10 protein-coding genes are annotated in these 13,673 nt (G+C 43.1%); 6 read left to right on the forward strand and 4 right to left on the reverse strand.

Going from position 1 to position 13,673, the window contains the following annotated elements:
• The 4 genes from L3Q70_RS16095 to L3Q70_RS16110 are packed head-to-tail and all read right to left on the reverse strand — an operon-like array spanning position 1 to position 3,982.
• Complete coding sequence (locus L3Q70_RS16095; protein WP_119853699.1) at positions 1-708, reverse strand: CoA transferase subunit A; 708 nt, start codon at positions 706-708, stop codon at positions 1-3.
• A 9-nt stretch (positions 709-717) separates the two neighbouring features.
• Positions 718-1,479, reverse strand: a complete 762-nt coding sequence (locus L3Q70_RS16100; RefSeq protein WP_062567505.1) for a 3-hydroxybutyrate dehydrogenase — start codon at positions 1,477-1,479, stop codon at positions 718-720.
• 4 nt (positions 1,480-1,483) lie between these two features.
• Positions 1,484-2,671, reverse strand: coding sequence for a homoserine O-acetyltransferase (locus L3Q70_RS16105; protein ID WP_237114590.1), 1,188 nt, complete (start codon positions 2,669-2,671; stop codon positions 1,484-1,486).
• 9 nt (positions 2,672-2,680) lie between these two features.
• A complete protein-coding gene (locus L3Q70_RS16110) occupies positions 2,681-3,982 on the reverse strand; it encodes a GntP family permease (RefSeq protein WP_062567503.1) in 1,302 nt (433 codons plus the stop codon).
• Positions 3,983-4,277: 295 nt separating this feature from the next.
• Here L3Q70_RS16110 and L3Q70_RS16115 point away from each other — a divergent pair, with 295 nt between their 5' ends.
• The 6 genes from L3Q70_RS16115 (at position 4,278) to L3Q70_RS16140 (ending at position 13,649) form a co-directional block, all read left to right on the forward strand.
• Entirely contained in the window at positions 4,278-6,569 is a 2,292-nt protein-coding gene (locus tag L3Q70_RS16115; protein ID WP_237114591.1) for a TonB-dependent receptor, read from the forward strand.
• 112 nt (positions 6,570-6,681) lie between these two features.
• The gene (locus tag L3Q70_RS16120) at positions 6,682-7,344 is read left to right on the forward strand and encodes a response regulator transcription factor (protein WP_054562939.1); all 663 of its coding nucleotides are present in this window, start codon (positions 6,682-6,684) and stop codon (positions 7,342-7,344) included.
• 161 nt (positions 7,345-7,505) lie between these two features.
• Positions 7,506-9,011 (forward strand): beta-lactamase family protein, encoded by a 1,506-nt coding sequence (locus tag L3Q70_RS16125; RefSeq protein ID WP_237114592.1) that lies wholly within the window; start codon positions 7,506-7,508, stop codon positions 9,009-9,011.
• Between the two features lie 161 nt (positions 9,012-9,172).
• Positions 9,173-10,450: an HlyD family efflux transporter periplasmic adaptor subunit gene (locus L3Q70_RS16130; RefSeq protein WP_237114593.1), complete on the forward strand. Its 1,278-nt coding sequence runs from the start codon at positions 9,173-9,175 to the stop codon at positions 10,448-10,450.
• Entirely contained in the window at positions 10,447-11,199 is a 753-nt protein-coding gene (locus L3Q70_RS16135; RefSeq protein WP_237114594.1) for an ABC transporter ATP-binding protein, read from the forward strand. Before L3Q70_RS16130 ends, L3Q70_RS16135 begins: the two co-directional genes overlap by 4 nt.
• Positions 11,199-13,649 carry an ABC transporter permease gene (locus L3Q70_RS16140; RefSeq protein ID WP_237114595.1) on the forward strand — a complete coding sequence of 817 codons (2,451 nt, stop codon included), beginning with the start codon at positions 11,199-11,201 and terminating at the stop codon, positions 13,647-13,649. The genes L3Q70_RS16135 and L3Q70_RS16140 overlap by 1 nt, the downstream gene beginning before the upstream one ends.
• Positions 13,650-13,673 lie beyond the last annotated feature (24 nt).

Genomic DNA, 13,673 nt, shown 5'->3' on the forward strand with positions numbered 1-13,673 from the left:
TTATTGATTCTCTTGCTTGGTGGTAACTTTCTCGATGCGTTTTTCAAATTCACCTTTAATCACTCGGTCAATATAGATACCCGGCGTGTGAATTTGGCTTGGCTCCAGCTCCCCTGGCTCAACAATTTCTTCAACTTCAAGAACCGTAATTTTGCCTGCGGTTGCTGCCATCGGGTTAAAGTTCATCGCCGTATGACGATAAATACAGTTACCGTAGCGATCTGCTTTCCACGCTTTAACAATCGCAAAGTCGCCGGTAATACTTGGCTCTAATAAATAATCGCGACCATTAATATTGCGGGTTTCTTTACCGTCAGCCACCGGTGTACCGACACCCGTTGCGGTATAAAATGCAGGAATGCCCGCACCGCCAGCACGCATTTTTTCCGCTAAAGTGCCTTGCGGTGTGAGCTCAACTTCAAGCTCACCATTTAATAGCTGCTGCTCAAATAACGCGTTTTCACCGACGTAAGAGGCAACCATCTTACTGATTTGTTTGTCTTCAAGCAGCACACCTAAACCAAAACCATCAACACCGCAGTTATTCGATACCACAGTTAAACCACGGGTGCCTTGATGTTTAATTTGCGCAATCAAGCCTTCAGGAATACCGCATAAACCAAAACCACCCGCTATCACTGTCATGCCATCTTCAAGGCCAGCCATCGCTTCGCTGTAACTTGTAACTACTTTATCAAAACCTGCCATTGGCTCCTCCTATTGTGCAGTCCAACCGCCATCAATGGCGATTGCTTGGGCGGTAATATTGCGTGCTGCATCGGCCATTAAAAAGCTAACGGTATGCAGTATTTCATCTAAGCCGATAAATGCTTTTTTCGGCATTGGTGCCAGCATAATCGTGTCGATCACTTGTTGCTCAGAAATGCCATGCTCTTTTGCTTGCGAGGCAATTTGTTGCTCCACAAGCGGGGTTTTCACATACGCCGGACACACCGTGTTGATTGTAATATTGGCATCACCCGTTTCTAAGGCCATGGTTTTTGCAAACCCGATTAAACCATGTTTTGCTGCGATATAAGCCGACTTATACTTAGACGCCACCATGGCATGGATTGAGCCAATATTAATGATGCGACCAAAATCTTGCTCACGCATGCGAGGGAGTACAGCCTTGGTCATCATCGCAGGGCCAACAAGCATGACTTGTTGTAAAAACTGCCATTTATCTGCCGGAAAATCTTCAAGCCTTGCAACGTGCTGAATACCTGCATTATTAATAAGTACATCTATTGGCTGATTAAGCTCAGTGAAAAACTGCTCTATTGCGGTGCTTTCTGCCACATTGAGTGCATACCCTTCGGCGCTGCCACCTTGCTCAACAATGTCTGCTGCCGCTTGTTGTGCTGCTTGCTGATTTAAATCAGTGACAATAATAGTGTGACCTTGCATCGCCAGCTGCTTTGCAACATATAAACCAATACCACTGGCTGCACCGGTAATTAAAACTGTCCTGCTCATCGGGCTACTCCTCTAAAAACTCACTGATAAGCTGCGCTTTAGGGGCGATTGAGAAGATGCCATCAAGGTGTCCCCAGCCCCCTTCAATTTCTGAAATCGCAACATCTTTACCTTGTGCATTCATGGTTTCATACACAGCGCGCATGTTTTCGGGGCGTAGCAATAAGTCGTTACTCGCAGGAAGCAGTAAGGTTTTTGCAGAGATATTTTTAAGTGCCGTTGTTAAATCGCTTTGCATGCCAGCGGTAAATAGTTGTGATGCCCGGACCAAATAAAGTACATGGTTTGCATCTTGCGTTTTCGCACGCGCCATTGCCCGCCCAGCCAATACTTGATTTAACTTAGGCAAGGTACGAATGTCTTTTAACGCGCCTTCATCCAATACGTTAAAGTCAGGGAAGCTCGCGTTATAAATAATTGGATGCATCGCATCTTGCGTAATATTAAGCATGGTTGCCGCTAAGCCATCTAACGGACGCTCTTTGCCGTAGTAATTACCTTGCTGCCAGTTTTTATCTAAACGAATTGGTAACGCCCATTTTTCAAGTGCAGCGACTGTCCATGCATCCATCGTTGCAGCGCCAATCACATGAATTAAACGCTCTACTTTATCTGGGTAACGCGTTGCCCACTCAAGAGCTTGAAACGAACCCATTGATGCGCCCATCACAGCATGTAATTTAGTGATACCTAGGCTTTCTAGTAAACGTTTTTGCACATTCACAAAGTCAGTAATTGTGACTACAGGGAAGTCCAAGCCATAAGGTTGACCTGTTTTGGGATTGGTTGACGCAGGACCTGTAGTGATTACATTTTCATCATGCCAGTTGGCATTCACTAAGGTATCTGAGCTAATCACAAAGTATTTATTCGTATCGATAGCTTTACCTGGGCCGATAATCGCATCCCAATAACCTGGTAAGGCATCATCCGCTTTATATTTACCTGCGGCATGAGACGTACCAGAGAAGTAATGAGTGATTAAAATCACGTTATCTTTATTGGCATTTAGTTTTCCGTAACTTTCCCAGCCAATATCCACTTGCTCTAAAGTCACACCAGACACAGTGGTAAAATCTTTTGTTGTAAAATGCTGTTTTTCCACCAGCATGGTGTCGGCTTTGTTTTCGGCGCCAAACGCAGTGCTACTAAATACAACCAGCCATAGCAAAATTATTAATTTGGTTTTCATTGCTGTTCCTTAAAAGAAAATAAAGAGTCCGAGTGCCAATGCGACACCGATAAGCGGAATGACCGCGGTGAGTGCTGCCATTGACCAATACGCTCGTTGATGCGTTTCTTTACAGATAGCACGTATCGTTGTGACCACATAGCCATTATGCGGCAAGGTATCGAGTGCTCCAGAACTAATCGCCACCACACGGTGTAGTTGTTCTGGATTCACACCCATATCTAAATAACCCGGTGCGACAAGTGGTAATGCGATGGCTTGTCCACCAGAAGCAGAGCCTGTTAAACCCGCAATGACACTCACTGCCACGGCTGCGCCAAGTAGTTCATTACCCGGCATATGGGTCATCACATCGACAGCGGCGGTAAATGCTGGTGACACTTTCGCCACGGCGCCAAAACCAACCACGGCAGCGGTATTACCGATTGCTACTAAAGCACCGGTTGTACCCACATTAATAGCATTACCCATATCGTGAAAATGCTTAAAGTTGATAATCACAATACTCAGTACACCACCAAGTAAAGCGACAATCAGCGCTGTTTGCTGCAGTACATCATGTAGTGTAAATGATAAAAGTAGCACCACGATTAGCGGGATCACACCCGTGATTGGATGCGGACGACGACGTTCAATAATGACAGGATCATCATCACGCGCTTCAAAGGTTTCGCCGTTAGCAACGGCCTTTTTGATCATCTTGTTTAACCAAAAATAACCTGCTGTCGCCATGAAAATAGCGACCACTAAGCTGACTTCCCATGCCGCATAGGGTGACGTACCAAGGTGTTTAACCGGGATCCAGTTTTGAATTTCTGGCGAGCCAGCTGAGGTCATGGTAAAGGTCACCGAACCAAATGCTAGCGTTGCTGGAATAAAACGGCGTGGTAAGTTTGCATCTTTGAATAGACTTAATGCCATTGGGTAAACAGAAAACGCAACGATAAAGACGCTCACGCCACCATAGGTTAAAACAGCACAGGCAATCACCACCGCAAGAACTGCGTGTTTCATACCTAATTTACCCACAATGTAGCTTGCAACACTGTCTGCAGCACCGGTGTCTTCCATAAACTTACCGAATAACGAACCCAGTAAGAACATAAAGAACCACGCACTTAAGAAGCCTGCAAAGCCATCCATATAGGCGTTAATAAAGTTTGTATCTGCCGATACAGGGAAAATGGCCATGCCACTACTAAGTGCAACTAACAGTGCACAGATTGGCGCAGCGATAAATAAATTTACCCCACGCAGCGTTAAAATGATCAGCAGTATTAAGCCGCCTAACAGTCCTATCATGCTCAGCATAGACATTCCTATAATTATTGTTATTACACAGATGAGGTGACATCGGAATAATGCTTTTAGTCTTACCTTAAGCGTTCAAAAAATACATAACACTAAGGTACTATCTGCTTTAAAAATAGCTTAATTGCTTGATAAATAAAGGGCTGTGGTGGGTATAGCACTATGGTACTAATTCAATTTTTGCAACTATCTTCTACATTAACTGACAGGTGACACGGGCAAATCTTATTCAGTCTTCGGCAACATCGATGTGAGTGGCCATAAGACTAATGACAACAATAACAAGGAATACAACATGATAAAGCTTAACCCAAAAGTCGCGCCACTTACTCTGGCTGTATCACTTGCTTTGGCAGGTGTCAGTGCTCAAGCGGCAGAACAAGCCGAACCTGCAGCAAAAAAAGGTGAACTTGAACGTATTCAGGTAACAGCACGTAAAACCGTTGAAAATCTGCAAGAAGTGCCTGTTGCTGTCACTTCAATTGGTGCTGAAGAACTGGCAGAAAATGGCATTGTCGTCATGACCGAAGTTCAGCAGTTCTCGCCAAATACTACCTTGCAAGCCAGTCGTGGTACTAACTCTACCATTACTGCGTTTATTCGTGGTGTAGGTCAGCAAGATCCTCTTTGGGGTTATGAGCCAGGCGTAGGTATTTATATTGATGATGTTTATCTTGCTCGTCCACAAGGTGCCGTGCTTGACCTACTTGATGTGCAACAAATCGAAGTATTACGCGGCCCACAAGGAACGCTTTACGGTAAAAACACCATTGGTGGTGCAATTAAATACGTCACCAAAGAAATGAGCGGTGATGCCACGTTAAATGTACAGGGGACTGTGGGCAGCTATAACCAGAAAGATTTAAAGATTACCGGCCAATTACCGATTGTTGACGAAAAACTTTACGTAGGCTTTGGGTTTGCAACGCTTAACCGTGATGGCTTTGGTGAGTTTTTAACATCGGCTCTTGATAACCAAGACCGCGAAAACTACAACAAAGACGTGACCGCAGCACGTGTTACACTGGAATACACACCGACTGATGACTTATTCTTTCGCTTAGCGTGGGATAAAACAGAAGACAAATCAAACGCAAAAGGTGGCTACCGTTTACTACCAAGCCTACTAACCGATGCACCAGTTCCAGACAGCGTGTATGACTCATACACCAGCTTACCAACATGGAACAAAGTTGAACTTGAAGGCTACAGCCTGACTGCTCGTTGGGATATGACTGACTACACCAGCATTAAATATGTAGGTTCAAGCCGTGAGAGCTACTCACCAACCAACATCGACTTTGATAATACTTCAATTCAAATTTTCGATGTTCCTGCAATTTACGATGATGAGCAAACCACTCATGAATTACAGCTAAACCATCAAGGCGATAACTACAAACTGGTTTCGGGTCTTTATTACTATGACGGTGAATCATGTGGTCAATTCCAAGCTATCTTGAAAGTATTAGGTCAGGCATTAGGTGGCCCAAGCTTAACCCGTGAAACCGGTGGCTGTAGTAACTCAACAAGTAAGGCAGCTTATATTCAAGGTAGTTATGACTTTAACGAACAATGGTCAATGACATTGGGCGCGCGTTACACCAAAGACAAAAAAGAAGCGAATGTTTATAACGGTTTAATTTTTGATACGGTCTATCCAGAGTCAGATTGGATCCCTGGTTACACTCGCCCTGAAGGTCAACTCGTACCGACGGTACTCGATGATGAAGAAGAATGGTCACGCTTCACACCGCGTGCAGGTGTTGAATATCAGTACTCAAACGACATCATGTTCTTTGCAAGTTACGCACAAGGCTTTAAATCAGGTACGTTCAACCCACGAGCAAGTACAGCAGAGCCTGCTGCAAAACCAGAAATCGTTGATTCATTCGAAATCGGCATGAAGAGTGAGTGGAACAATAACTTACGTGCAAACGTCACCCTATTCTCACTCGACCATAAAGATCGTCAATATATTTCTGTGTTACCCGGTGAAACAGATGCAGATCTAAACCAACGCTTAGGTAACATTGGGGAGTCAACATCTGATGGTATTGAGCTTGAGCTTAACTATGTAGCATCTGAATCGCTCAGCTTTGATGCATCAATAGGTTATATTGACAGTAACTTCGATAACGTGATTGATTTTGACCCTGTAACAGGTGAGCAGTTCGATAAATCAGACCGTTTTACGGTATCAAACACACCTGATTTAACCTTTAATCTGGGTGCAACATACCGTATGTACACAGAAATGGGCGACTTTGTAATTAATGGTAACTATTACCACAGAGGCGACTACGCGTTATTCGAAGAAGATAGCCTATTAACGCAAGATGCTTACGGTATTTTTAATATGGGTATTACTTGGTACAGCACAGATGGTCACTGGACTGCCGGTCTTTACGGTAAAAACTTAACGGATGAAGAGTACATGATTGGTGGTTACCAGTTCGTGGCACCTGATCCAACAGACCCAACAGATACCAGCAAATATACCCCAGGTTTAGGTGGTGATAATACGCTAATTGGTTACTACGGCGACCCTCGCACTGTCGCCTTCACTGTTGGTTATCGTTTCTAAAATAGAATCTAAATCCTTGTGTGAGAAAAGGTTTGTCTGAAACTTCCCTCAGGCAAACCTTGTTTCAAAAGGCAAAATCACTTATAACATAACGCATTGGAGAATAGAGGGAATGTCTTTAGCTGTGAACACTATAATCGCCGATGATCACCCGTTATTTAGAAGTGCACTGCGCCAAGCCGCCGCGACATCAGTGCCTGAAGAACATATTAAAGAAACCAGTGACATTGATGGTTTGTTTACACTGTTAAGCGCTCACCCTGAGATTGAACTAATATTTTTAGACCTCACCATCCCAGGTGCAAATGGTCTACAAGCCCTTTCGCAACTGCGTAACCACTACCCTGATATTCTAGTCATTATGGTCTCTGCCAATGAGACACCTGCCATAATCAAACAAGCTATGAGCCTTGGCGCTGCAGGCTATATTCCGAAGTCATCTTCTTTAGATGTTATTAGTGAAGCAATTAGCCATGTACTCAACGGCGATACGTGGTTACCACCCGAAGTTGATTTAACCGATGTGGTGATCAACGACGAACAAAGCGAATTTGCTCGTAACCTTGAAAAACTAACTCCGCAGCAATACCGCGTATTAGCAATGATTGCCGACGGTTTATTGAATAAACAAATCGCCTTTGAAATGTCGATTCAAGAAACCACTATCAAACAACATGTGTCAGCGATTTTACGTAAGCTTAATGTCTATAACCGTACCCAAGCGGGCATTTTGTTTAACCAGCTTTCGCAGGTTGGCAAAATCGAAGAAAGCTAATTTAAGCATTTACTCCCAGTTTTAATTTGAAATTCCCATAAATGGGAATTCCTAAACCAAGAAAAAAATAAAAACTATAAATTTCAAAACGTTAAATATTGGCATGCTCCTCGCTATAGTGCTCACATCAAAACTATCTAAGTAAAAAATAATAGATAAAAATGAACACTAAGGACAACATCGTGTACACAGCTTGCAAAAAACTAGCAAAAAAATTAATTCTTCCGACCATAACACTGCTATCAGCCAGTTTCTGCGCCTTTTCTGCACATGCAGATGAGCTTGACCAATGGGTGGTTGAGTTAATGCAAAAAAGAAATATTCCAGGGCTACAACTCGCCGTCGTTCGAGATAATAAAGTAACTAAAGTTGCCAGCTACGGAGTTGCAAATATTGAAGATAATATCGCCGTTGATGGCAACACTTTATTTGCCATTAATTCTGCAACAAAAGCTTTTGTTGGTGTGGCGCTGATGCAGCTTGTTGAGCAAAAGAAATTAGATCTTAATGCGCCTATTGGCACTTATCTGCCAGAATTGCCAACTGAGTGGCACGCTATAACAACCAGAGAGTTAATGAGCCATACATCAGGCTTACCTGACATAATAAAAGGTGAAGTTGCTGATTTAATCTCAGATCAAGGACCCGATGATGCATGGCAATTAGTTCAAACCAAGCCATTAGAATTCGAAACAGGCACTCGCTTTAAATACAACCAAACAAATTACGTTATTATTGGTAAGTTAATTAACAAACTATCGGGGATGCCATTTCAGCAATTTATCGAAAAAAACCAATTACAGCAGGCTGAAATGAGCAGAACACTTGAAGCGGGCTTTGGTAATCTCAACAATGTTGTAAAACATTCAGCTAGACGATATGAAAAGCAAGGCAACGAACTGTTCAATTCAAGAGAAGCCATTTTTTCTGAAATGTTACAAACCGCCGCAGGTATGGCCTCAACAGCAACAGAATTGGCAAATTGGCTAATCGCTTTACAAACAAATCAATTTATTAGTGAAGACAGTATGCAGCAAATGTGGACTCCGGCTCGACTAAAAAACGGTCGTACTCAAGGCTTCAATCAACGCTTAAATAGCTACAGTCTTGGCTGGCCAGTTATGGGACGAGAAGAGCATCCTGCATTAGCCGCTGTGGGCGGTAACAGGGCTGGTATCTTTGTTTACCCTGAAGATAATATGTCGATTGTGATCTTAACCAACTTAATTGGCGCAATGCCATCGCAATTTGTAGATGAAATTGCGGGCTTTTATATTCCACAAATGAAACAAGAGAATGGCTTTGGTTTACCGAAAAATATTAAACGCTTATGGCAAGTTCTTGAAGTACAAGGCTATGAAAATGCGATTACAGCTGCGGATCAATTAACTAAAGACGAGCAGATTCAATTTACTGAAAACGATATTAACTTATGGGGTTACTCGCTTATTAACCAAGATAAACTCAATGAAGCGTTAGCGATTTTTAAACTTAATACGCACCTTTACCCACATAGTTACAATACCTTTGATAGCTTAGCAGAGGCATATTGGTACCTCGGTGATCTCAAGCAAGCAACCACCAATTATAACCATGTATTAAAGCTTAAACCTGATAACGCACATGCTAAAAAGCAACTGGCTAAACTTGCAAAGCTGATGCAGTAAACAGCACATTATAATTTGTCCCACTTTTGATTTTATTAATCCCAAAAGTGGGAAAACCCACCTAACCACAAAAATATAACACTTTTAAAATCAATAAATTAAACCTTGGCACGTTCCTCGCTTTTGTGTTGCTAAACCTACAACATAATGAAATATCGCCAATGGATTTAGACAGCACACTAAAACGCAAACCTCAACAATCAAAAGCTAAAAAATGGCTGATTGGTGCAGCTATTGGCGTATCTGCTCTTGGCGCTTTAATGATGTATCAATGGGCGACACCCACTGTGGTTGCGGCAAGCCAATTGCAAATAGCAACCGTAGAACAAGCCGATTTTGTGGTAAAAATACGTGGTTTTGGCCGTTTAAAGCCAAAGTATCAACGCTATTTAACCAATACCGACACCGCAATGGTCGAAGCTATCCATGTTTACCCTGGCACTATCGTTAAAAAAGACACGGTAATTTTAAGCCTAGTAAACCCGCAGCAAGCACAGCGTCTATCGGTCGCTCGGCTAGAACTTGCTCGCCAAAAAGCCAGTGTTAATGAGCAAAAAATTAACCAGCAAAGCGAGCTACTTGAACGCCAAGCAAATCTCGCCATTTTAAAAAGTGAGCTGCAAAGCGCAGAGCTCAGAGTCGATGCCGAAAGCAAACTGATCGAGCAAGGAATTGTTTCAAGCCTCGATTACAAACGAAGCGTGCTAAACGTTGCACAGCTTACAGAACGAGTAAGTATCGAGCAGCAACGCCTTGCACAACTTAAAGAAATGCACTTACAACGTAGCAAAATACAGCAAGAACTATTAAGCCAATTTGAGCTTAATTATCAAGTTGAGCAACACGCTTTTGATCAGCTACAAATAACAGCAGGCATCGATGGCATGTTGCAAGAGTTGAATGTTGAACTTGGCCAAAATCTCGTGCCGGGTTCTCGCCTTGCCGTGGTTGGCTCAAACAAAGCACTAAAAGCAGAGCTAAGCGTTAAGCAAGCTGATGCCGAAAAAGTAGCACTCAATATGGCAGCGAAAGTAAACACCTTTAGCCAAGCAAGCCACAGTGAAGTTGATGCCAAAGTCACCCGAATTGATCCTATCGTTACCGATGGTCGAGTTATTATCGAACTTGATTTACAAGGCACACTGCCTGCTAATGCCCGCCCAGATTTAAGCATTGAAGGCTATGTAATTAGCAACATTATTCCCAATGCGTTAACCATTAACGTGCCACAAAAAGCACAAGCATACAGCGAAGCCACGCTGTTTAAACTTAATCCAAATACCCAGTTAGCAACGCCAACCAATATCGAATTTGGTACACTCAGTGACAATCAAATTCAACTTTTGAGCGGTGCCACCGTGGGCGAACAGCTGATCATTTCAGACCTTTCTAGATGGCAGCATTTGGCAACAATAAAAATCGAACAGGACAGTTTATGAAAACCAACACGCTTATCTCATTAAACAAAATCGCCAAAGTTTATCGCGGCCAAAATGTTGAAACCTATGCATTAAAAGACATCAGCCTAAACATTAACCAAGGTGACTATATTTGCATTAGCGGCCCTTCAGGCTGTGGTAAATCGACGCTGCTGTCATTATTAGGCTTACTCGATAGCCCAACTGCTGGCGACTATTTCATTAAAGAAGTCGACACAAAAACCCTCGATATGGATCAGCAAGCTGAACTTAGAAACCGTCACATTGGTTTTATATTTCAGTCGTTTAACCTAATTGATGAATTATCGGTATTTGACAACGTGGCACTGCCGCTCACGTACCGAGAGCCAGCCATGAGCCCAAGCGAAATTGAGCTTGCGGTAAAGCAGGCCCTTGATGAAGTTGAAATGGGCCACCGTGCTCAGCATAAACCAAACCAATTATCCGGTGGTCAGCAACAGCGTATTGCCATTGCCCGTGCATTGGCTGGCAAGCCAAGCATTTTATTGGTGGATGAGCCAACTGGTAACTTAGATTCAAAAAATGGTGATGCAGTTATGGACTTGCTTGATGAGCTGAATAAAAAAGGCACCACGATTTGTATGGTAACCCATGATTTACGTTATGCCGGGCGCGCTAAAACGCAACTTAAATTGCTAGATGGTGAAATTGTTTCCTACTCTGAAGCTCGCCAAGCACCTAGCAGCGACACTGCTGAGCATGCACTCGAAAGCGCCGAGGTGATGTAATGAAATTAACCAAAACACGCGCCCAACTGAGCTTAGCGTGGGCATCATTAATGAATGCACCGGGCTTTGTCACTGCGGTTATCGCAACGCTTGCTTTAACACTGGCAACCTTGTTTGTGGTGCTTAGCCTTGTTAACAGCTACTTTTTAAAGCCCCTTGATGTATACGATGAAAGCCGCATGGTGGTGGTAGAGCAATCACTTACTTATGATGACTACGATGCCACTGGCTTTCAAAGCTATCAGTCCATGGTGCATTGGCTTAAGCATAATCAAAGCTTTGAACAAAGTATGATGATCAATGCGGGTGAGCAAATTTTTGCAAACCTCGATGGCGAGCCAAAAGAGCCTGTGCTGTATGTTGGCGGCAACTACTTTGACTTATTAAACACGCCATTTTTAATGGGACAAGGTTTTGACCTTGGAGAAACGCTAGAAACTCCTGATGATCGGGTTGTTATCTCTGCTAACTTCTGGCGTAAACATTACAACAGCGACCCGAACATTATTGGTAAAACACTTTCAGTCATGGCGGGTGAAACCGATTATGTGCACCGTATCGTCGGTGTTGTTGATGACTCATTCAGCCCACCTTACATGTTTAAAGCAAGTGATGTTGAAGTGTGGTTTCCATCCAGTGCTGACCGCCGTTTCTTTCACAATGACGATTGGCAAAGCCCATGGACAAACACTTTCAAAAACTTAAAACTAATTGCTGCTTTAAAGCCTGGGGTCACCATGGATCAAGTTAAAGTCGATTTAAAACAGCAAATTGATACGGTTAAATCAGAGTGGCTAAACAATGGTGGGATTACCGATGTAAAACCTGAAGTAACCCCGTATCGTGACGTTGAGCTGGGTAACAACGATGACTTAAGCTTGATGATGTTAGCTGGTGCGGTAGGGCTACTGATTATTGCGGTACTTAATGTAAGCACTTTATTCTTCTCGCGCGCTCTAGCTCAACATAAAACCCTCGCTTTGCAGGCGGTGTTAGGTGCTAAACGCAGCACGTTATTTAAAAGTATCTTTTTACAGTCACTGATTTTAATGACTTTATCGGTCAGCATTGCGCTGTTTTTATCGGTATGGGGTATACGTTTATTTAAAATCTTGGCAGAAGGACGATTACCACTGGTTAACAGCTTGGCGGTTGATAGCACGTTGGTCATTGTTGCCATCATACTGTGTATTGCTCTTGCTTATATTTTCTCTGTAATTACAGCGCGTTTGGTAAATTACAAAACCCTAAATACGCAAATGCAGAACAGTGGTAAAGGTGGGGTTTCGCAGGTATCAGGCCGCACAGTACGTATTTTAATTGGCTCACAAATGTTTGTTGCCGCGCTACTTGTTAGTTTTTCTGTGATGGTAGTCAGTAAAGCCATGGGCACGATTAACCGCCCACTCGGCAGTGATACCGAAAACCTGTATTTTGCCAACCTGTTCCAGCCAAATAATCAAATGTCATTGGCTGAGCGCTACGAACATATGCTGCAATACAAGCAGGTTTTACTTGATAGCCAAGGCATTGATGATGTTGCCCTAGGTCACAGCCCTGTTTCGCAAAGACAAAACGCCAACACCCTGACAGATGTAAACGGTAAAAGCTCAGTTTTCTTCCCTAGTCAGTGGGTAGGACCTGATTACTTTGCGTTAGTTAATACCAAAATTCTCGCTGGCCGCACCTTTACCGAGCAAGCAATACGTGGTGAAACCAACGAGATACTGGTATCAGTCAGCGTTGCAGAAAACTTATTACCAGGCCAAGATTATCGAAATATTATCGGCAAGAGCTACCAAGGCATAGAAGAAAAGATGTATGAAGTGGTGGGTGTAACCGAAGATTTTAATCACCCTAAATACTACGACGAGTCGTTTGGTCGTCACATTTGGTGGCCAGCGACACCGTATAGCTACATGTTTACTATTAAAGCTTCTGAAGGCGTTAAGCTGACTAATAAACAAATACTTAATACGCTAAAAGAAAAGAACAGCGACTTAACCATGTGGCAGTTTAACGACTTACAGCAAGAGTACGACAATTTACTGTATATGAGCCGTCTGACCGTGGTTCTGTGTAGTACCTTAGCGTTATTTACTCTATTATTAGCAGCAATCGGTATTTTTGGGGTACTGAGCTATAACCTTGGTCTGCGCCGTTATGAGTTTGGTATTCGTATGGCATTAGGTGCGAAAAAAGCACGCTTATTCAAGCTGATGAGTGTTGAAGCTATTATCCCTGTGCTCGTTGGCTTTGCGGTTGCACTCGCTGTGGTAACGATGGGTTTTTACATGTTACAAGGCCAGCTAATGTCTTGGCTGATACTTGATGTAAGACTGCAATTACTCGCTTGGAGTATTACCTTATGTATTGCGCTATTCGCTTGCTTTAGACCTTTGGTTTTACTGCTTAAAGCAAAACCTATGGCCGCTCTGCGTAACGATTAACAGCACAAAATGGTGGCTTAAGTT

Source organism: Pseudoalteromonas sp. CF6-2 (genome assembly GCF_021729425.1).
GTDB lineage: Bacteria > Pseudomonadota > Gammaproteobacteria > Enterobacterales > Alteromonadaceae > Pseudoalteromonas > Pseudoalteromonas arabiensis.